Annotated in this window: 23 protein-coding genes and 1 tRNA gene; 9 read left to right on the top strand and 15 right to left on the bottom strand. The window is 62.2% G+C overall.

Annotated elements, in window-relative coordinates; genetic code table 11:
* Nucleotides 1-16: 16 nt before the first annotated feature.
* From E3O65_RS11875 to E3O65_RS11865, 3 genes are all read left to right on the top strand, one after another.
* Nucleotides 17-90: transfer RNA gene (locus tag E3O65_RS11875), tRNA-Ile, on the top strand.
* 114 nt (nucleotides 91-204) lie between these two features.
* Nucleotides 205-504 carry a helix-turn-helix domain-containing protein gene (locus tag E3O65_RS11870; protein ID WP_241985578.1) on the top strand — a complete coding sequence of 100 codons (300 nt, stop codon included), beginning with the start codon at nucleotides 205-207 and terminating at the stop codon, nucleotides 502-504.
* On the top strand, nucleotides 504-1,694 hold the full coding sequence (locus E3O65_RS11865; RefSeq protein WP_134363913.1) for a tyrosine-type recombinase/integrase: 1,191 nt from the start codon (nucleotides 504-506) through the stop codon (nucleotides 1,692-1,694). The genes E3O65_RS11870 and E3O65_RS11865 overlap by 1 nt, the downstream gene beginning before the upstream one ends.
* Nucleotides 1,695-1,771: 77 nt before the next feature.
* Here the strand turns inward: E3O65_RS11865 and E3O65_RS11860 are convergent, their stop codons facing one another.
* The 3 genes from E3O65_RS11860 to E3O65_RS11850 form a co-directional block, all read right to left on the bottom strand.
* Nucleotides 1,772-2,167: a hypothetical protein gene (locus E3O65_RS11860; RefSeq protein WP_134363912.1), complete on the bottom strand. Its 396-nt coding sequence runs from the start codon at nucleotides 2,165-2,167 to the stop codon at nucleotides 1,772-1,774.
* Nucleotides 2,168-2,538: 371 nt separating this feature from the next.
* On the bottom strand, nucleotides 2,539-3,285 hold the full coding sequence (locus E3O65_RS11855; RefSeq protein WP_134363911.1) for a phosphotransferase: 747 nt from the start codon (nucleotides 3,283-3,285) through the stop codon (nucleotides 2,539-2,541).
* Nucleotides 3,286-3,341: 56 nt separating this feature from the next.
* Nucleotides 3,342-4,079: a tyrosine-protein phosphatase gene (locus tag E3O65_RS11850; protein WP_134363910.1), complete on the bottom strand. Its 738-nt coding sequence runs from the start codon at nucleotides 4,077-4,079 to the stop codon at nucleotides 3,342-3,344.
* Between the two features lie 86 nt (nucleotides 4,080-4,165).
* On the opposite strand from E3O65_RS11850, the gene E3O65_RS11845 reads away from it, so the two are divergent.
* The 3 genes from E3O65_RS11845 to E3O65_RS11835 all read left to right on the top strand — a co-directional run bounded on the left by E3O65_RS11845 (nucleotide 4,166) and on the right by E3O65_RS11835 (nucleotide 6,635).
* Complete coding sequence (locus E3O65_RS11845) at nucleotides 4,166-4,753, top strand: helix-turn-helix domain-containing protein (protein WP_134363909.1); 588 nt, start codon at nucleotides 4,166-4,168, stop codon at nucleotides 4,751-4,753.
* Nucleotides 4,754-4,777: 24 nt separating this feature from the next.
* Complete coding sequence (locus E3O65_RS11840; protein WP_174722301.1) at nucleotides 4,778-6,049, top strand: MFS transporter; 1,272 nt, start codon at nucleotides 4,778-4,780, stop codon at nucleotides 6,047-6,049.
* Nucleotides 6,050-6,215: 166 nt separating this feature from the next.
* Nucleotides 6,216-6,635: a hypothetical protein gene (locus E3O65_RS11835; RefSeq protein WP_104129527.1), complete on the top strand. Its 420-nt coding sequence runs from the start codon at nucleotides 6,216-6,218 to the stop codon at nucleotides 6,633-6,635.
* 122 nt (nucleotides 6,636-6,757) lie between these two features.
* On the opposite strand, the gene E3O65_RS11830 is transcribed toward E3O65_RS11835, so the two are convergent.
* From E3O65_RS11830 to E3O65_RS11820, 3 genes are all read right to left on the bottom strand, one after another.
* Nucleotides 6,758-6,991, bottom strand: coding sequence for a DUF2283 domain-containing protein (locus tag E3O65_RS11830; RefSeq protein ID WP_134363908.1), 234 nt, complete (start codon nucleotides 6,989-6,991; stop codon nucleotides 6,758-6,760).
* 129 nt (nucleotides 6,992-7,120) lie between these two features.
* On the bottom strand, nucleotides 7,121-7,615 hold the full coding sequence (locus E3O65_RS11825; RefSeq protein ID WP_134363907.1) for a WapI family immunity protein: 495 nt from the start codon (nucleotides 7,613-7,615) through the stop codon (nucleotides 7,121-7,123).
* A gap of 120 nt (nucleotides 7,616-7,735) precedes the next feature.
* On the bottom strand, nucleotides 7,736-8,629 hold the full coding sequence (locus E3O65_RS11820; protein ID WP_206750830.1) for a hypothetical protein: 894 nt from the start codon (nucleotides 8,627-8,629) through the stop codon (nucleotides 7,736-7,738).
* Between the two features lie 547 nt (nucleotides 8,630-9,176).
* Between E3O65_RS11820 and E3O65_RS11815 the strand changes: the two genes are divergently transcribed.
* Together E3O65_RS11815 and E3O65_RS11810 are read left to right on the top strand one after the other, a co-directional pair.
* Nucleotides 9,177-9,626 carry a hypothetical protein gene (locus E3O65_RS11815; protein ID WP_134363905.1) on the top strand — a complete coding sequence of 150 codons (450 nt, stop codon included), beginning with the start codon at nucleotides 9,177-9,179 and terminating at the stop codon, nucleotides 9,624-9,626.
* Nucleotides 9,627-9,713: 87 nt separating this feature from the next.
* Nucleotides 9,714-10,241 (top strand): hypothetical protein, encoded by a 528-nt coding sequence (locus E3O65_RS11810; RefSeq protein WP_104102336.1) that lies wholly within the window; start codon nucleotides 9,714-9,716, stop codon nucleotides 10,239-10,241.
* A 155-nt stretch (nucleotides 10,242-10,396) separates the two neighbouring features.
* Here E3O65_RS11810 and E3O65_RS11805 read toward each other — a convergent pair whose 3' ends face one another.
* A complete protein-coding gene (locus tag E3O65_RS11805) occupies nucleotides 10,397-10,699 on the bottom strand; it encodes a putative quinol monooxygenase (protein WP_134363843.1) in 303 nt (100 codons plus the stop codon).
* 119 nt (nucleotides 10,700-10,818) lie between these two features.
* Here E3O65_RS11805 and E3O65_RS11800 point away from each other — a divergent pair, with 119 nt between their 5' ends.
* Nucleotides 10,819-11,322 carry a GNAT family N-acetyltransferase gene (locus tag E3O65_RS11800; RefSeq protein ID WP_134363904.1) on the top strand — a complete coding sequence of 168 codons (504 nt, stop codon included), beginning with the start codon at nucleotides 10,819-10,821 and terminating at the stop codon, nucleotides 11,320-11,322.
* Nucleotides 11,323-11,377: 55 nt separating this feature from the next.
* On the opposite strand, the gene E3O65_RS11795 is transcribed toward E3O65_RS11800, so the two are convergent.
* From E3O65_RS11795 to E3O65_RS11760, 8 genes are all read right to left on the bottom strand, one after another.
* Nucleotides 11,378-11,806: a hypothetical protein gene (locus E3O65_RS11795; protein WP_134363903.1), complete on the bottom strand. Its 429-nt coding sequence runs from the start codon at nucleotides 11,804-11,806 to the stop codon at nucleotides 11,378-11,380.
* A gap of 762 nt (nucleotides 11,807-12,568) precedes the next feature.
* Nucleotides 12,569-13,108 carry a hypothetical protein gene (locus E3O65_RS11790; protein WP_134363902.1) on the bottom strand — a complete coding sequence of 180 codons (540 nt, stop codon included), beginning with the start codon at nucleotides 13,106-13,108 and terminating at the stop codon, nucleotides 12,569-12,571.
* 225 nt (nucleotides 13,109-13,333) lie between these two features.
* Nucleotides 13,334-13,756: a YkvA family protein gene (locus tag E3O65_RS11785; protein ID WP_134363901.1), complete on the bottom strand. Its 423-nt coding sequence runs from the start codon at nucleotides 13,754-13,756 to the stop codon at nucleotides 13,334-13,336.
* A 155-nt stretch (nucleotides 13,757-13,911) separates the two neighbouring features.
* Nucleotides 13,912-14,349 carry a hypothetical protein gene (locus E3O65_RS11780; protein ID WP_134363900.1) on the bottom strand — a complete coding sequence of 146 codons (438 nt, stop codon included), beginning with the start codon at nucleotides 14,347-14,349 and terminating at the stop codon, nucleotides 13,912-13,914.
* 697 nt (nucleotides 14,350-15,046) lie between these two features.
* Nucleotides 15,047-15,580: a GNAT family N-acetyltransferase gene (locus E3O65_RS11775; RefSeq protein ID WP_134363899.1), complete on the bottom strand. Its 534-nt coding sequence runs from the start codon at nucleotides 15,578-15,580 to the stop codon at nucleotides 15,047-15,049.
* Nucleotides 15,581-15,690: 110 nt separating this feature from the next.
* Nucleotides 15,691-16,287, bottom strand: coding sequence for a GNAT family N-acetyltransferase (locus E3O65_RS11770; RefSeq protein ID WP_166785735.1), 597 nt, complete (start codon nucleotides 16,285-16,287; stop codon nucleotides 15,691-15,693).
* Nucleotides 16,288-16,292: 5 nt separating this feature from the next.
* A complete protein-coding gene (locus E3O65_RS11765) occupies nucleotides 16,293-17,030 on the bottom strand; it encodes a phosphotransferase (RefSeq protein ID WP_134363897.1) in 738 nt (245 codons plus the stop codon).
* A gap of 48 nt (nucleotides 17,031-17,078) precedes the next feature.
* Nucleotides 17,079-17,315 carry a helix-turn-helix domain-containing protein gene (locus E3O65_RS11760; RefSeq protein ID WP_134363896.1) on the bottom strand — a complete coding sequence of 79 codons (237 nt, stop codon included), beginning with the start codon at nucleotides 17,313-17,315 and terminating at the stop codon, nucleotides 17,079-17,081.
* Nucleotide 17,316 lies beyond the last annotated feature (1 nt).

The raw sequence follows: 17,316 nt of genomic DNA, 5'->3' as shown, positions 1-17,316 counted from the left end.
GTCAGAGTGAGCGATAGGGGCGGTAGCTCAGCTGGTTAGAGCAGCGGACTCATAATCCGTCGGTCCTGGGTTCAAGTCCCAGCCGCCCTACTATGAATTAGATCTGATCAGGGTTTCTTGTCCTCACTGAAAGGACAAGACTTGATATATACGTGGTTTATCCATGGTTTATTCGAAAGTGACCGCCTGATACCGGCGCTCACTATGAAGGTGCACGACCAGGTTCGATTGAGCTGGAGTGGCCTCGAACACCTTCTGATCATGGACACTGAACGACTCTTCGGGCTCGGTTTAGAGCCTGTACTGACGACAAGTGAGCTCGCCGGGTATCTCGGCGTGCAGGTGCGGGTGCAGGCCATCTATGACCTGCGCACCGACGGGCGCGGCCGTTCTGGCATTCGAGTTGGGCGGGAGATCCGCTATCGAGTCTCCGACGTGCGCCGATGCCTGGACGGCCTCCACGAGCCTGAATCATTCTTGAGCAGTCGAGGGGGCGAGCACTGATGGTCGGACGACCACGACTTCCGATCAGCACGTTCGGTGCCACCAAGACGACCAAGGTCGGTCCAGACCGGTACCGGGCAACGACTGTCTTCCGCGACTGGGACGGCCAGTCACGGCAGGTGGGCGCGACCCGCTCGAGCCGCAATGCGGCGCAGTCAGCGCTGAAAGTCGAACTGGGAGGGCGAATGCGTGCCGGTGGGGTCGGCGACTCGCTGAACGCGGGCTCGCCGTTCCCGATGCTCGCCGACGCCTGGCTGGAGGACATGATGCTCGACGTCGACCGCGCCCAAGGGACCAAAGACACCTACAAGCGGGAGCTGCGCGTGCTCGTGCTGCCCTTCTTCGAGCACTACACCATTCGCGAAGTGACCGTCGGACGCATCGAATTCTTCCTGAAGAAGCAGCGCGAGAAGTCCTACACGCGAGCGAAGCACTCCCGCACGATCCTCAGCATGATCTTGGCTTTCGCAGTTCGGCGAGAGATCATCCCGCGCAATCCGGTGAAGGAAACCTCGCGAATGAAGAAGCCTCCTCACATCCCCAAGGCGCTCACGACGGAGCAGATCGCCGCCATCCGACTCGCGGCCCGCGACTGGCGCACGGGGGAGGGCACGATGGGACCGCCATCCGACGGGCAGGTGAGAGACATCATCGAGGTGATGCTCGGCACGGCGACACGCATCGGTGAGGCGCTCGCGCTTCGGCAATGCGACGTGGACATGGCTGCCGACCCGCCGCGAGTGAACATCAGCGGCACGCTCGTCGTGCACAACGGAGCCGGTGTTCTCCGTCAGGCACACCCCAAGACACACGAGTCGAACAGGGTCATCGCTGTGCCGCAGTTCGCGGCCGATGTGATTCGCCAGCGTTTGGCGCTACTCGATCCGGAGGATACCGAGCACCTGCTCTTTTTCTCGCGGGTTGGTACGCCGCTCGCACCGTACAGTGTCAGGCGCTCGTTTCGGGGGATACTCCTGAACGCTGGACTCGAGGGTCTTGAAATCACTCCTCATTCTTTTCGGCGCACGGGGGCGACGCTGCTGGCCTGCGAACTCGGCATTCAGGCTGCGGCCGACGTGCTCGGTCACACCTCGACTTCGACGACCAAGGCGCACTATGCCGAGCCCGACCGCACGGTGAAGTCCGGGCCGGCGGATGTCCTCCAACAGCTGGCGCCACCCGCGAAGTGAGGGAACGGCGCCATCCGGATCATCGTCACTCTGGCGAGAACTGCCGAACCGCCATCGGGCGGTCTGGGTCTGATTCTTCAGACCGATGCGTGCCAGGTTTGTCGAGTGGCGAGCCGGGCGGTCAGGAAGAGCGCAATGCCAAGTACTCCGAGGATCGCGGCGAGCGTGATTCCCCAGCCCCACACGCTCGACTGGGTGTGCACCAGGAGGAGTTCGTGATCGGTCGCGAAATAGGAGCATCGGACTCCAACGGGAAAGGACGAAAATGCACCGTACGCGGTCCATCCTGCTGAGGGCAGAGCCAGATTGCCTAGATCGGGATTCTGATAGCAGGATTCACCGATGCCCGCATGTGAGATGAACGCGAACTGCAGCCCAGCCAAGGCCAGGAGGGCCATCGACGAAATGCCGAGGATCCAAGACCGCGCAGTCACGGCGAGGAGCACGGGAAGAGCCAATCTTGGCAGTTGCATTTCGTGTACCCCCTCCTGAATAAACTACGTGTGCCAGACACCGAGCAAGCGCTTTGAGACTGGAAGGAAGGAAGTCGCCGGCCTACAGAGTCAAGGTCCGTAGCCGAACCCTCCGCGGGGCGCCTCCCGCCCGCTACCTCCCTGGGCCGGCACCTCCCTGACATTTTGTGGATTCGTTTGCTTCAAGAATCGGGCTCTTGCGCCGTCCCCAGCGGATAAAGAATGCCAGGGCCACGATGATCCCAACCACAAGGAAAACCTAAACGACCACCCAAAAGTTCCACCAAGCCAAAGAACCGAATCCCATCTCGACCACCCCTCGACTCGCGGGCATTCGATTGCCCGTTCTATCGCGAGCCTACGATCCGCGTTCACGGGGCATGCAGGCTTGCGATCAGGTGGAGAAGTCGGTCGCGGTCGCGGCGGTACAGTGCGGCATGCTCCAGGAAATCTATGCGGCCCATGTCGGCGGCCCGTTGATCCGTGAAAACGGCCAGATCCTCCATGCGGTCCGCTGCTGCCCGAAGAACGGCAGCCTGGTCAAACTCATGGCCATAGGCACGGATGAGCGCATCGAGCCGGCCCAGGCGAGGATCTCGTCCGGACGCGTCTGGGTTTGAGTACTCGCCGAGCGGGACGAGTCGATACGCGAGGTAAGCCAGATCCCAAATCCGTGGCCCGGGGGAGGCCATGTCAACGTCGATGAGACCCGCGATGTGCCCGTCTTGGAAAACCATGTTGTACGGTGCGACGTCGTTCAGACACACCACCTCGATTGGCTCGTGTGCAGGCAACTGCCACGTGGCGGCGGCGTACGCGAGGGGCTCGCTGGCGTCATGCGCTCGTCGGAGCAAGGACCCAGCCTCGTGCAGGATCGTCGGCGACCCGATCCGGCTGGGCAGTGGGAAGTTGCCGACGATTCCCGGAAGGTAGGAGAGCACTTCGCGGCCCTGCTTGTCCATGCCAAAGGGCTCAGGTACTTCCGTCACGCCGGCCGCGCGGAGTGTGGTCAGAAGTCGATGTACCGCGGGAGTCCATGGCCCCGCGGGGCGGGGAACGGTGTTACCCACCCGAATGACCATGCTCGAGTTTCCCCCGGCCAGAACTTCTTCATCCATCCCACCAACCTAAAGGCTGCAAGCGGAACCGTAGGGCGAAATGTCGTGCATGAGGGTCAGACGGAGCCTCGCCAGTTCGTGACCGCAGCCCTGTTGGCCTCCTTGAGCTCCGGGGATACGAGGAGCGTGACGAGGTCGAGGCCGAGGAGTGCTGAGCGAAATGCGCCCTCTGTTGTCGTGCCGAAGGTCTGGCACAGCGCGTCGATCTCAGGTTCGGCGTTGTTCCGTTTCGATGTTGCTGCCCGACGATCCGCGAGTCTGACTGTTTCTAGATAGTCGTCCACGATCGCGTCTGGCTCAGTATCAATGGCAGCCAGAAGCAGCATTGCGATAAGTCCCGTTCGATCTCTTCCGCCCATGCAATGAAAGAGAACTCCGCCTTCTAGCGCGCTGGCCAAGGCAGACAGAACGGCGACGCTACGCTCGGGCATCGCGTGGAGGTGCGGCAAGAAGTACAGTGCCGTGCCGCTGAACCCGTTGCTCCAGAAGTCCTTCCAGAAATCGGCATCATCGAGGCCGTCCAGATCGACTGTGACAGTGGTCAGCCAGGCGGGCCGCGTCTGGGTGTCCTGCGCCTGTTCTTCTGCCTGGCGGAGGTCGACGATGGTGCGGATGCCGGCTTCACGAATCTGGTCCCATCCTGCCGGGGTAACCGAGTCAACATTCTCGGAACGGAAGAAAACGCCCCTGGGAGTCAGTGTTCCATTTTGACGGGGGAGGCCACCGAGATCGCGGGCGTTCACCAAACCTTCGACCCGAAGAGCCCGGACTTCACGTTCCGCCCCGTTGACCATGGGCTCAGTTTAGGAGCCGAGAGGGCGCTCGAGTTATCGCGCAACAGTCATTGCGCAATAACTGTTGTTCTTATAGTGTCATCGGTATGACCCCCCGTGACGCCTCACGCACCACGCTCAACTCGGCCGCCTCCATGCGGGTCCTCGCGCATCCAACCCGCCTGCGTCTGCTCGGCCTGCTTCGCGAACGCGGCCCGCTGACCGCTGCCCAGCTCGGCGACGTCGTTGATGAGGCCCCCGGCACCATCAGCTACCACCTTGGCAAGCTTGCCTCCATCGCCCTGATCGAGCCGGCCGAGGCTCAGAGCACCGACCACCGCGAACGCTGGTGGAAGGCCACGACCCTGCTGACCAGCTGGGAGCCCGCCGATCTGCTCGACGACCCCGACAAGCTGGCGGCGTCATCCGTTCTACAGAAGTCGATTGCCCAGGCCTACGCCGCCCGGTATACCGACTACATCGACGCGACGCCTGCCCTGCCCCGCGAGTGGGTCGCAGCGGGCGCGAGTGGTGACCGCAGCCTGCGTCTCACCGTCGAGGAACTGGGCACCATGCGGACCGAGCTCGAAGCACTGGTCAACCAGTGGGTCGACGCCAGCGCCGCCCACGACCCGGCCACGGCCGATGGCGCCGAGCCCGTGGTGCTGGTCTACCAGGCCTATCGCCGACCCTGAATCAGACCGCCGATGAGGAAGAACATGAAGGACGCGCTGCCTCGTGACCGCCGCGCAACCGGCTCCCTGTCGGCGCTCCTGGCTGCGCACGCGATCTCGCAAACAGGCAACGTGATCACAGCGTTCGCCATCCCCTTTTACGTCCTCGGCCTCGGCGGGTCGGGCATCGAGGTGGGAATCGCGGCATTCTTCGCCACCGCCCCGGTTGTGGTCGGCGGGGCGCTCGGCGGGGTCGTCGTGGACCGGGTGGGTCACCGCAGAGCGGCGATCGTTGCTGACCTCGTGAGTGGTGCCACCGTGCTGGCCATGCCGGTACTGGCGCTGACCGTCGGGCTGCCATTCTGGGCCCTTCTCCTCCTGGTATTCGCGGGCGGTCTGCTCGACACCCCCGGGCAGACTGCGCGGCGCGTCATGCTGCCCGGGTTGACCGTAAGGGCCGGCGTGCGGATCGAGCAGAGTGTCGGGCTGTTGGATGGTTCTGAGCGCTTCGCCAAGCTGATCGGCGCCTCCATCGCCGGCCTGCTCGTCGCGCTCCTGGGGCCGATCGCAGCCCTCTTCGTCAACGCGGCCACGTTCGCGGTCTCAGCCCTGCTGACCTGGGCGTTCGTGGCAGCAGTCCCTGCCGCCGTCAGGCTGAGCGGCGACAGCGTTGACGCTCCCCGTTCCTCCTATTGGGCCGACCTGGCCGAAGGCTTCCGCTTCGTCATCCACGACCCGCTGATGCGGTTGGTCGTCGGCCTCGTCCTGGTCACGAATCTGCTCGACGCCGCCCGCGGCTCGACCCTGATGCCCCTCTACGCGAACGATCGTCTGGGAGGCGCGGCCGCTCTCGGTCTGCTGGTGGCGGTCATGGGCGGATGCGCCCTAGTGGGCAACGTGGCCTTCGGCTTCGTCGCTCACCGGGTGCCCCGCCGTGTGACCCTGGCGGTTTGCTTCGCCCTGGCTGGCGGCCCGTCGAGCGCTGCCTTCGCCGTCGGTGCACCGCTTCCCGTGCTAGTCGCAATGACCGCGCTCTCCGGCCTGGCGGCTGGGGCGATCAACCCGATACTCGGCACGGTGGAACTCGAACGCGTTCCCGAACACATGCGCGGCCGGGTGTTCGGCCTGATCAACGCCGGTGCGTGGGCGGGTGTGCCGTTCGGCGCCCTGCTCGGCGGCATCGCCGCCGACTCGATCGGCCTGTCGCTCGCCTTTGGGATCGTCGCGGTCGTCTACACGCTCGTCACGCTGAGCCCACTGTCCGGAGGAGCCTGGCGGGAAATGGAGCGGCGTCCGGTCGTGGTGGCCGCGAACTGAATGGCCCGAACGCTCGCCCGTCCACGCTGACAACCTGAGCCCCGATAGTTCGACGCGTCCACCAACCGGAAACGGAACGCGGAGCGGGCACTATAAGAAATCACGCGGGCTCTAGGAATCTCCGCTTCAAGTGATTCGGCGAGGTGCCATCTTGTAGCCTCAAGGCATGAAGCCTCGTCGCGCTCTCGCTCTCGCCGGATTCGCAACTGTGTGCGCAGTGGTCTTGAGCGGGTGCTCCGTAGACACGCTAATTTGGGGGAACGACGGTGCTCAAGTTATCCAAACTACCGAGAACCTCATCAAAGACCTCGCTTCTGGCGGGACATCTGATCTCGTTTGCGAAGACGCCGAAGCCGATCTCGGTACGGCAAAAGATTGGGAAGGCCGCTCTGCAGGCGAGCCGGAACGGTTCTTTGCCGACTACTGGGATGAACAAGTACCACTCGATCCGCAGTGGAACATCAACCTGGAGGGTCTTCCCGAGGGGGCGACTCCCGGTGACAAACATCCCGGCTACGTCTTTTACCGCGAAACCGACGATGGTCTCTGCGTGATCGATGTCGCATGGTCGACACTCATCGGCTGACGCAGCCGAATTTTCCCGCCACCCCTGTGGCTATTGAAGAAGAGTGGCGGTGCTCTATTGCCGCAGAATAGCGGCATCACCGCCCGGGAGCGGAACGGCCATAGAACCGGAGCGCTACTGGGTCAGCCGATTCGCTTGACTTGTTTCAGGGTGGACGGGCGCAGTAGGGACGTGGCGCCGAGGATCTCGACCCCTGGAAGCTTGCCGTCTTTATCGAAGTCAAGGATGACTTCGCCGCGGCCGTCGATTTCGTGAACGTCCTGCCGAACGGCCTCCCCAGCTTTTATGCGAGGTGAGATGTTGAAGTAAGCCGCATCCGCGGACCGGTCATAGGAGCCTCGCCGCAATTTCTTCACGGCGCAAGAATACGGTACTGGGCACCCGCAAGACGGACGTCTACGGCAGCAGATTCGGCGCTAATTCGTCGAAGTTCCGAAGCCTCGGGGGAGTGGCGTTGGGGAACGTCAGGCGGGACTCTTCAGTTCTCAGCGCCGTGGAAAGGCAGCGAGTTCCTCCCGCCAGGTCGCAGCGGCTCTAAGCGCATCCACGAGTGTGATCTCAATTTCGACCCGGAAGGCGTACTCGGCGAAATGATCGATTTCCGAGCCGCGCCGAGTCGGAGGCAACGACTCTAGAGAGAAATGGACTCGAATGACAGCAGTGTCTTCCCTGTAGCTTCTGACGCTGAATGCAAGGTTCGGCTCGGTGAAAGTCAGGGACGGGTCAATGCCAGCACTGTCACTAACATCAGTGGGCGCCTCAAGCTGAGTGCCAACCCGCTCAAGCCAATTTGCGATCTCCAGTGCTTCGTCGACAACCAACGACGGATCTCGAAACGACCACTTCGCTTCTCCCGAATCGACATCACCTTCAATGATGAGCCAATTGTCATCCCATATGTCACCGACCACCGATTCGAACTGGTACTTGACCGGATGAAGGACGACCCGCACCGATCCGGAAAGGTCCGTGAGTTCCATGCCACGATCATCCCATCGCGCGCGGCTCTCGCTCGCCTGCTCCGCGTACATGTCGCGCCGCATCAGTCAAACAAGGAACCCTCAACGGTAACAAGGGCCGTGTTGGATGGTGATGCGGCCTTAGCGGGTCTGGGCGATGATCGCCTCAGCGACCGTAGCCGGTCCGTCGGACGAGACGCCGTAGAGCGTCTGGCCGAGAGTGAAGTAGAGGGGTGAGTGGGGGCCGTCGTCGCGACGTGCCTGCAGAGCAGTCTCGCCTTCTACCGATCCTTCGAGAACGATCGGTTCGAGCGCCGATGCCATGTCGGGCAGCGTCGTCAGCTCCGCGAGGATCGTCTGGAAGTCGCGTACGACGGTGATCTCGGTGTAGCCGAACCCTTCCGCGAACAGTTCACACCGGAACACTCCAATGCGCGCCTCCACAGCGTCGGAGAGTGCGTCGATGGTCTTTTCACGGGAGTCGAGCAGGCTGTATTCCACCGGCGCACCGTTGAGTTGCAGTGCGTTCTCAATGCCCACTTGGTTGAGGCCGCCGTCGCAGCGCGCCTCGCTTTCGCGGAATGGAAGGGCAGGCCAACTCATTTGCTTGGATGTTGCCGCAGTGACGGCCGCAAAGGACTCTTCCGCGGCGGGCATCATTCCATCGAGAACGCTCATAAGAGGAGCGCCCTCGAATCGGCTGCCACCACTGATGACAGCCGACGAGGTGACCCTGACGTCCACCCAGGCGGACTCGACGGGTGCGGAGATCCGCCACCCGCTCTCACCGGCAGCGGTTGTTGCCTCGATCTGGCCAACTTTCCTGTGCTCGGCGGACGGGGCGTCGCCGGCATACGGGGGGACCCAATCCAACGCAGCGTCGGGCAGCACATCAATACTCAGATAGGCCCAGTCGCCTTGTTCGGCGCCAATAGCCAGCTGCCCCGCTCCGACGCGCCAGGAGCAGGCGAGTCCGCCTGCTCCAGTGAGCAGCGCGTGCTCGAGTGCATGGGAGGGTTGGACAGCCTTCGCCACGTCGGGAGTCACACCATTCGAGCCTGTGAGAGCGGCCACTGCGGCGTCTGGTGAAACCAGATCGTCACACGTGAGTGGCGATGTGTCTGCGGGTGCGGCCGTGGCGGTTTGCCCTCGAGGGGTACTTGGCACGGGGGCGGGCGTACACGAAGCCAGTGACGCGGTCAGGGCAATAACGACAACGGCGGAGACGGCACAACGCAAAGTTCTCATACCTTGACACTAACGACGCACATTTCCAGCGGGGCCGGGTGGCGGTCGAAGATCTAGTTGTGTCGCAGTGGAACCTGCCATCGTCACGCCGCCCGTTCCCGCGTCCCGCCTTGCGTAGTCACGGGGACCGCCGTCCATCCCGCTACTCAGGAGTTCATGAGGGCGGGGCGCCGTCGGCAAATTCTGAAGCGAAGGGTGGCACCAGCATGAGTATGAGGGGATTCTGTACGTAGTAGAGAACTCCGTCACGCCAAGCGAATCCACTGCCCATTGTCGGGTCGTCGCTGGGCTTAGACACGTATACCCATCCTTCGACGAATTCATCGACCCTTTCATGACCGTCGGCAGCGAACTTGGACTGAGCCTCAGCCCACTGAGTCTCGTTCATCGCCAGTTAACCAATCATCACAGCACCATCGCTAGTCTGGGCCTCGCTGACAATGCCACCGCAGGCAATGCCATCGGTGACCATTCTGTCGACGAGGGGGTCGACTGCGTCAGGCTCCTTGTCGTGGAGTTGCACGACCGTGCCGGACCTCCCGAGGATATCCTGCGCCAATTTCTTCGGGAGAATTTTGTCGCAGCTGGCCAAGGGGGTCTGGGTGCTCTTGTCGGGTTGAGATTGGGTCGCACATCCCGTGATAACGGTTCCCAGAATCACTACAAGGACAGCGGCGAAACAGGTCTGGGCAGGCGATCTCATGAAATTGATCGTATCGCCGCTCCGTTTCAGCATGGACAGGGCCCCTCGATCAAGGTTGGTCGTCCGGCCGCCACTCTGTGAGACACCGTAAGGCGCTATCTGCACTCGCCGATCCGTCGGACTTGTCGACCTCTATGCTGTGGCTTGATGGGAAACATTAGAGACCTGATGCCCGACGCCGTTGAACAAACTGCTTTGCCAGGGCACACCGGTCGGGTAAGCAAGGCCCTGTTCACCGTGATCATGCTTGTTGCTGTGTGCGTGATGCTGATTTTCGCTGGCTGGTTCGCCGTCAAAGCTTTCATCTGGCCCATGCAAGAAACGTCTACGGGAACTTGCGCGGTCTATGACCCGAACAGCTGCGTCGACCTGAAGTTGTCTTTTCTCGAGGGCGTAGGGCGACTCGACCTTCCTGATAACAGCGAAGTTCTTGATTCCGGAACGGGTAAGTTTCTCTTCGCCGGATCTGAGTGGGGGCTCGTGCGGTTGCCTGAGGCTGCTGAACCACCTGAGCTTCCGCCTGTTCCGGCCGGAATGTTCAACGCGTACCGAATGGAGCGATTCGAGCGACTTGGTTTTGTATCCACCGACGGTGTGATGTCCTTCTCTCACGGCCGATATTTTACCGAGGTAATCACAGGGACCGACAGCTCAGGGCGGACCCTGATTCTCATCGATCGCGACTGGAATGGATAACGCAGTTCACGTAGAGGGGACGTCCACAGACGCAGATTCGGCGCCACTGCGCCGAGGTTCCGAAATATCGGGGGAGTGGCGTTTGGGAACGGTTGATGGAACGGCTGAGGAGTTCCGACGGTGGATCGTAGAGCGTGCGCTTGGAGCGCCGCAGTTCAGTCGCGTAGTGGTGATCCGACGACGTTGAAGCGAAACCCGCCAAAAGCGCCCGACAGAAGCGGCCGTGCGGTCGCTATAGATGCTTGGACCTCGGGCAAGGCGAGCGAAGCTTGATGCGCTTCGGCGCTGTCCCATAGTTCCACGACGAACACCGTGTCGAGGTCGTCGTCGCTGACCCCTACCTCATACGCCAGGCAGCCGATCTGTTTGAGGGTGTCGCTGCGCTGAGTCAGATGAGCAACCAGCTCATCACGTTTACCGGGGACGACACCGAGTGTTCCCGCGTTTGCGAAAGTCATGGCACAACCCTACCCAGCGCCCGAGCATGCCGATGCTCTGTCTTTTGGCAACCCTTGACGCGGCAGGTTCGTCCCGCAGCCTGTCCGCATGGAAGCGCAGCGTTTGGAATACTCGAAGCATGGTCGACGTCACCCTCACCCTGTCCTCTGGTTCGGCAATTCTCCGGCGCGCTAGACAAGAAGACTTGTCGGCAGTCCTTGGACTGCTCGCGGATGACTCGATCAGCGCCTCCCGAGGCGACACTGGTCGATCGGAGGACCTTCCCGCCTACGAGCGTGCGTTCGCCGCCATCGACGCAGATCCGGCGCAGCAACTGCTCGTCGCGACTTCGATTCAGGGTGAAGTGATTGCCACGATGCAGCTCACCGTTATTCCGGGACTCGCTCGAGTCGGGTCCTCGCGTTTGCAGATCGAAGCCGTCCGGGTTCGGTCTGATCAGAGGAGACGCGGAGTTGGTGGAGCAATGATTCGTTGGGCTGTGGACAATGCACCGACATTCGGTGCCCAGCTCGTTCAGCTCACCTCTGACGCCGCACGCGTGGATGCGCACCGATTCTATGAACGGCTTGGCTTTACGGCATCGCACGTCGGGTTCAAGTACGCCGTGCCGGAGATACGCTGACACACGGGCTCAAGTCCGAGTCACCAACCCTTACGGGGCGATTAGGACCGCTGGGTCAGCTCCGTGCCGCCCGATCTGTCGAGCCGATGCCGATTGCGGCAATTATGCCCGCTGGTAGCGCCAGCAGAAGCCCGACGAATGCGGTGAAGGTGCTGCTCTGCGCGAGCCCCAACGCGATGCCGACGATGCCCACTCCGGCTGCTGAGCCCAAGCCGCCCGCGACTATTCTGGCCGCGCTCGCGCGGACTAATCTCCGGTCAATCAAGGCGACTGAAAGAGCCCCTCCGAGCACAGACAAGGCTGCTACCACCAGGCCAACCACGCCGAACTGCGTGGCACCGTTCAAGACTGCGCCCAGCGTCAGGTATGCCCGCCAGTCGGGGTTGCCGAAGACTGAAAACCCCAGGAAGACGATTGCTCCTAAGAGGAAACCGCTCGGTAGCGCTGCGATCAGAATGACTCGGTAGCGCTGGGTGAGTTCCATGCCTGCAGTCTCCTGCATCGGAGCTACAACGTTTCATTCGGGCTGAACCCGTCCGCGAGAGCGTCCGCCATTTCAGTCCAAATGCCAACCCGGAACGCGTCACCAGGCCATCGATACGAGAAGTCCGAATCCGATTCCCGCAAAACGACTCCGATTACGAGCGCCCCGACGGCCCTCGTCCAGCGGGTGGTCGACCAGGGAACAAGAAAGATGGGCAGCCCAATCAGAAACGGGATTGGCAGGAGGTTGCCGATCGTGCCGCCGACATTCCGACTGACTCCAAATCCGGCACCCGTGCATCCGTTGATTCCGCAGAAGTCCCACAGAGCGCTGATTAGAAGGACCGAACTCACAATCACTGGAATCGGAAGAACCCAGAGTAGGTGGAGCCAGGTGCGCTGCTCCGGCGCAGTTTCAGACATCTAGGGCCTTTTTGCTTACGATCGGGGCATTCATGGCGACGCCATCAGCCTTATGAGACCACGTTCGCATACGCCACGGATGTTGCACCACTGCTGACGGAGATATCCTGCATCCCAGGTTCGGAGTCGTGGCACCTGGGACAATCGACCGCTTGACAATTGGGCACCCTGGAAGCAGATTCTCAGGCCGATTCGGCTAGGTTTCTAAGTTTCGGGGGAGTGGCATTCGGGAACCTTGAGCGGGCATCAAGCCTTGGGTATTCGTTCTCGGCCGACGGCCGACGGTCGCTGGTCAACTTGAGTGCTGCCCACGCAGCTGGCGCCCGCGACGCCGAGTCAGTCAGGCCAATGCGGCCAACTGTTCCCGCACCCATGACGACAGCGTGTCAGCTGCCACCTCGCGCCCGGACAAAACAACGCCGAGGGCTTCCTTGTATACGACATCACGCACGGGAAGCGGTCGTCCTATTCCCACCTCGAGCATTGTGAGCCCGTTCCTGAAATCCCGCTTGTGGCCCTTGTAGATCACCCAGTGCGCACCTGGAATCGCGGTAGTCAGTACTTCCCCGAGATACGCCTGCACCTCGTCGATGAGCGCAAGCTGACTTGACGTGAACGGGCCGCTACCCGGAGTGCCGAGTGCAGGAAGCGGGTCCCACCACGCGGGCAACTCCACAGTCTCCGTGTCTTGCCGCTCCTTGATGTGCGTCAGGAACCATTCGTTCACGGCATCCAGGCTTTCGACACTGCCATCGAGTTGCGGATCGCTGGGTGAACTCAACCGTGCCCGGAGACGGTCTCGCGCCGACTCCAAACCGCTGACATACGCCTCGTGCAATTCCTCGCGCTTCTCGCGACTGGCGCTCATGGTGTCCCACATGACATCAGGCTACCCAAAGGACGAAAAGGAACGTCCATGGACGTAGATTCGGCGCCAACCCGTCGAAGTTCCATAGTCTCGGGGGAGTGAGGTTGGGGAACGCCCAACGGTCGCCCACAGAGGATCGATTCCGTGACAGACGCACCGGAGCCGTTGAGCAGTACCGATCATGGGAGTGCACCCGTGCTTGCCCGACGGGTGCGGACCCTCGAGCGAATACGCGCGTTACGTGGAGGATTTCAAACCGGCCAGACGGAGAACGGCCGTTAGCCCGTCGGGCGTTCCTGGCCAGTGCCGTTGGACCGCATCGCTGCCTGCCCGACGAGTCGCGAATCGAAGAGCGATCGCGACAACGATGGCGTCGTCCGCGTAGCCGAGAACAGGGACGAAATCCGGAATGACGTCTATCGGCGACAGCAGGTAGACCAACAGAACGGTAAGCCAGATTCGAACGCCAATCGACAGGGTTGGGTCGGCCGTGAGGCGTTTGAGTAGCCGTGCGACGTCGGGCGCGAGACGAAGGAGGTCACGAAGCGAAGCACCGCTGGCATGCCTTCGCTGTTCGATCCAAAGGACCAGAACGAGGGCCAGCCACAGCACCAGCAACCCGCCGAACACGCCGAGTGCGACTTCCCACCAGGTGGTCATGAGGTGCCGCCGCGCAGATGAATGACCGCGATGGCTTCACGAGCGTCGGTTGAGGTCATGTTCTGATTCTCGCAGTGGGGACGACCGCTGAGCCCTGCGCGGGAACCTTCAGCGCGCCGGTGCCGCAGGTTGATCCCGGTGTCGAGCCGAGGGAGTCACTCTTCGGGGTTGACGATCAGGAAGTCGCCGAGCTTCGTCCACCCGTCCGGGATGATGTCGTCGGCGACCACGACTCTGGCACTGCCCGTCGCGGAGCTGCTAACCCACAAACGTGTTGCGTTGACATCTGATGCGCAGCTGGATGCTGCACCCTCCGTCGGGTTGGAGATCACGAGGCAGTAGCCGGGTGCCCCGGAGGTTGGATCGACGTGCTTCGCGAGGAAGTAGCTGACACCAGCGAGCTCGCCGACGAAACGGCTGGATTCTGGATCGCTCGTCGCGTCCTCGGCCGCGGGCGGGAGCACGTCGTCCGGGCCGCTCTCGGCGGCCAAGAAGCTTCGGATCTGCGAGATCGAATCATCGGGTGCGCACCCGGTGAGGACCAGAGCCGCCGTGCAGATCAGTGCGCCCGCCCGAACCCCTAAACGAACCATTGCCCACGCTCCAGTCCTGTTGTCTGTACTGACGGTACTGTGTCGCGGCACCAAAGATGATGACATCCACGGCCAGTTCTTGGCTCGCGCCGACCGGAGCCACGTTCAATGAGCGAGAGTCCGGGCCGCCAGCCAGCTGCGGAAGTTCCTCCGACTGGGTCAGTAGCCGAATCCGCTGAGGCGGTGCTGGTCGTCTACGGTCGATACTCTTTCGGCGGCGGCGGCGATGTTGGCAGGTCGCCGGGGGCAGCTCGGCCTCCGAAAGTCAGGGTAGCGATCGAGGACAGCCCGGCACCGATGCCCTTGGCAAGGAAGGACAGGATTGCCCCCAGTACTTGCCCTACCCCGGAATGGGCTCGTGGCTGAGTCATGCGGTGCCCCGATCTCCAAGTCGTGTGCGTCTCGGCGTCGAGAGCATGCACGATCGCGCAGCTACTTCACGGCGCGCATTTTTCACTCTACGAGGGTGATCAACGTGTATCCAATAGCCACAAGTAGAAGATCGTCTTTGCGTCTCCCAAGTGCCTCCGGCACCGACGCTGTTGAAGACATTCTGCCGTCACGCGTGGGCTCATCCGCAGTCCCGGAAGCCGGACGTGGACGGACGCAGATTCGATGCCCCCTCGTCGAAGTTCTGAAGTCTCGGGGGAGTGGCGTTTGGGAACCTTGTGCGGGCGGCGAAAGACCTTGGTGTTCCTCAGCGGTCGTTTGACGGTTCCAGGGGCTCGAGTTGAGACAGGAGCATCCGAATGAACGTCGTTCCTTCGCGTGCGGGCCGTGCGTGACCGTCTGGCTGCCAGCCCCGAGAAGTGTAAAAACGGATCGCACGGTCGTTCTCGTTCCACACCTCGAGGACTGCAGTGGCGGAATCGGCGGCCAGCCATTTCGCCTCAAAGGCTTCATAGAGTCGGCTGCCGATTCCCCGACCCCAGGCGTGCGGGTCCACATACAGACCTACCAACTCGAAAGCGTCGGCTCGCGCACCATCCGGAAGTGACGTTGCTTTCATCGCGGCGAAGCCAAGGATCTGGCCGGCGACGGAGGCCGTCATGACGGTGTGTTCGTGCGACCTGAGACGGTCCCGCCACACAGGTTCGTAATCCCACTCCTGACCGGGAACCCCCAGCAGCCGGGGACTCTCCAAGTAGTAGGCATCTCGCGCTGCTACATGGATGCGAGCTATGTCCCCAGCGAACTCGGGACCAGCCTGAGCGATTCGGATATCGGGCATGGACGGAAGTCTAAACGAGCGGCGCAGAGATCCGGGTGGAGACCCGGCCCAGATTCCCCCGATGGGGAGCAATGCTCAAGCCCAACCTCATCCGGGCGTGCGTTCTTGTTCTAGTGCGGCATAGTGAGGCTGAGCCAGCGTTCTTCGATGGCATAGCCGAGATGTTCATTCATGCGGATGCTGCCGGCGTTGATTTGAGCTCCACCCGTGCCGAAGATCCTTACTCCGTCGTTGGCCAACGCCGTGATCGATGCAGCCTTGACGGCAACGGCGAGCCCTCTGCGGCGGTAAGAGCGGTGGACGGACGTGAATTCGGTTTCTGCGCGCGCGGTAGTCAGGCAAAGAGCGCTGACGGCCACGAGTTGCCCGTCATTGATGGCGCCAAATAGGCGGCACCCGGATCTCCACAGTTCGAGCACAGCGGACTCGTCGCGCTCCGGCACCGCCGTCGCTGGCGTGTAGGGGTAATCGGCGTGATTCAAAGCTTCGAGCGCTGTGACCTGGGGCGCCCAGCTGGCGTCGAGTTCCTCGATCAGGAATCCTTGGTCCGTTGCCGCCACGACCGCCGCATTTAGCACCGTCAGGTCGGGCGGATCGCGCAGGCGCAGGCGGGCGCCCCAAGATTCGCCGACAACGACGTACCCCGCCTGGGTTAGGTGTTGCAGGCGCGGATCATTGACTTGGATTACCTGGATATCTGCGTTCACGAGGCCTACTGGCTTGCAATCATGTCGAGAAGTCGGACGCGATCGCGTCGGTATAGTGCGGCATGCTCCACGAAATCACGGCGACCCGTGTCGGCGGCACGTTGATCCGTGAGAACGGCAAGATCCTCCAGGCGATCCGCTGCGGTCCGGAGCACGGCAGCCTGGTCGAACTCATGGCCGTAGGAGCGAATGAGCGCATCAAGCCGGCCGGGGCGAGAATCCGAGCCTGGAGCGTCATCGTCTGCGTACTCGCCGAGCGGGACGAGCCGATATGCGAGGTAGGCGAGATCCCAAATCCGAGGCCCGGGGGAGGCCATGTCAACGTCGATAAGACCCGTGATGTGCCCCTCCTGGAAAACCATGTTGTACGGTGCGACGTCGTTCAGGCACACCACCTCGATTGGCTCGTGCGCAGGTAACTGCCATGTGGCGGCCGCGTGCGCGAGGGGCGCGCTGGCGTCATGCACCCGTCGAAGCAAGGACCCAGCCTCGTGCAGGATCATCGGCGACCAGATCCAGCTTGGCAATGGGTAGTTGCCAACGGCCCCCGGAAGGTAAGAGAGCACTTCGCGCCCCTGCTCGTCCAGGCCAAAGGGCTCAGGTACTTCCGTCACGCCCGCCGCGCGGAGTGTCGTCAGAAGTTGATGAACCGCGGGAGTCCAAGGTCCGGCGGGGCGGCGAACGGTGTCGCCTACCCGCACGACCATGCTCGAGTTTCCCCCGGCTAGAACCTCTTCATCCATTCCTTCAACCTAAGGGCTGTAAGCGGAACCCTCTCCGGGCCATTTTTCCTAGCTGTCAGCCTGGTCGGGAACTTTCACGAGCAGTTGGCCGACCTCGCAGTCGAGCGCGACGCAGATCGCTTGAAGCGTGGAGAAGCGAATTGCGCGTGCACGATCATTTTTCAGGACCGACAGGTTCACGATACTTAGCCCGACCAGTTCACTCAGCCGGGTGAGCGTCATCTGGCGCTCTTCCAACAGTTCGTCAAGCCGGCAATGGATGCCACTGGATAACTCGTCCGCCATC

It is taken from the genome of Cryobacterium breve (assembly GCF_004402375.1).
GTDB lineage: Bacteria > Actinomycetota > Actinomycetes > Actinomycetales > Microbacteriaceae > Cryobacterium > Cryobacterium breve.
Note: the sequence above shows the minus strand (reverse complement) of the source record. Positions and strands in the feature narration are given on the sequence as shown.

What these genes read in the sequence shown, in the direction of transcription:
- E3O65_RS11780 (WP_134363900.1), bottom strand. Translation starts at nt 14,349, where the DNA reads ATGGTTCGTTTAGGGGTTCGGGCGGGCGCACTGATCTGCACGGCGGCT.
- E3O65_RS11810 (WP_104102336.1), top strand. Translation starts at nt 9,714, where the DNA reads ATGCCCGACGCCGTTGAACAAACTGCTTTGCCAGGGCACACCGGTCGG.
- E3O65_RS11860 (WP_134363912.1), bottom strand. Translation starts at nt 2,167, where the DNA reads ATGCAACTGCCAAGATTGGCTCTTCCCGTGCTCCTCGCCGTGACTGCG.
- E3O65_RS11855 (WP_134363911.1), bottom strand. Translation starts at nt 3,285, where the DNA reads ATGGATGAAGAAGTTCTGGCCGGGGGAAACTCGAGCATGGTCATTCGG.
- E3O65_RS11825 (WP_134363907.1), bottom strand. Translation starts at nt 7,615, where the DNA reads ATGGAACTCACGGACCTTTCCGGATCGGTGCGGGTCGTCCTTCATCCG.
- E3O65_RS11795 (WP_134363903.1), bottom strand. Translation starts at nt 11,806, where the DNA reads ATGGAACTCACCCAGCGCTACCGAGTCATTCTGATCGCAGCGCTACCG.
- E3O65_RS11760 (WP_134363896.1), bottom strand. Translation starts at nt 17,315, where the DNA reads ATGGCGGACGAGTTATCCAGTGGCATCCATTGCCGGCTTGACGAACTG.
- E3O65_RS11850 (WP_134363910.1), bottom strand. Translation starts at nt 4,079, where the DNA reads ATGGTCAACGGGGCGGAACGTGAAGTCCGGGCTCTTCGGGTCGAAGGT.
- E3O65_RS11785 (WP_134363901.1), bottom strand. Translation starts at nt 13,756, where the DNA reads ATGACCACCTGGTGGGAAGTCGCACTCGGCGTGTTCGGCGGGTTGCTG.
- E3O65_RS11775 (WP_134363899.1), bottom strand. Translation starts at nt 15,580, where the DNA reads ATGCCCGATATCCGAATCGCTCAGGCTGGTCCCGAGTTCGCTGGGGAC.
- E3O65_RS11765 (WP_134363897.1), bottom strand. Translation starts at nt 17,030, where the DNA reads ATGGATGAAGAGGTTCTAGCCGGGGGAAACTCGAGCATGGTCGTGCGG.
- E3O65_RS11845 (WP_134363909.1), top strand. Translation starts at nt 4,166, where the DNA reads ATGACCCCCCGTGACGCCTCACGCACCACGCTCAACTCGGCCGCCTCC.
- E3O65_RS11790 (WP_134363902.1), bottom strand. Translation starts at nt 13,108, where the DNA reads ATGTGGGACACCATGAGCGCCAGTCGCGAGAAGCGCGAGGAATTGCAC.
- E3O65_RS11805 (WP_134363843.1), bottom strand. Translation starts at nt 10,699, where the DNA reads ATGACTTTCGCAAACGCGGGAACACTCGGTGTCGTCCCCGGTAAACGT.
- E3O65_RS11840 (WP_174722301.1), top strand. Translation starts at nt 4,778, where the DNA reads ATGAAGGACGCGCTGCCTCGTGACCGCCGCGCAACCGGCTCCCTGTCG.
- E3O65_RS11835 (WP_104129527.1), top strand. Translation starts at nt 6,216, where the DNA reads ATGAAGCCTCGTCGCGCTCTCGCTCTCGCCGGATTCGCAACTGTGTGC.
- E3O65_RS11865 (WP_134363913.1), top strand. Translation starts at nt 504, where the DNA reads ATGGTCGGACGACCACGACTTCCGATCAGCACGTTCGGTGCCACCAAG.
- E3O65_RS11800 (WP_134363904.1), top strand. Translation starts at nt 10,819, where the DNA reads ATGGTCGACGTCACCCTCACCCTGTCCTCTGGTTCGGCAATTCTCCGG.
- E3O65_RS11815 (WP_134363905.1), top strand. Translation starts at nt 9,177, where the DNA reads ATGACCGTCGGCAGCGAACTTGGACTGAGCCTCAGCCCACTGAGTCTC.
- E3O65_RS11870 (WP_241985578.1), top strand. Translation starts at nt 205, where the DNA reads ATGAAGGTGCACGACCAGGTTCGATTGAGCTGGAGTGGCCTCGAACAC.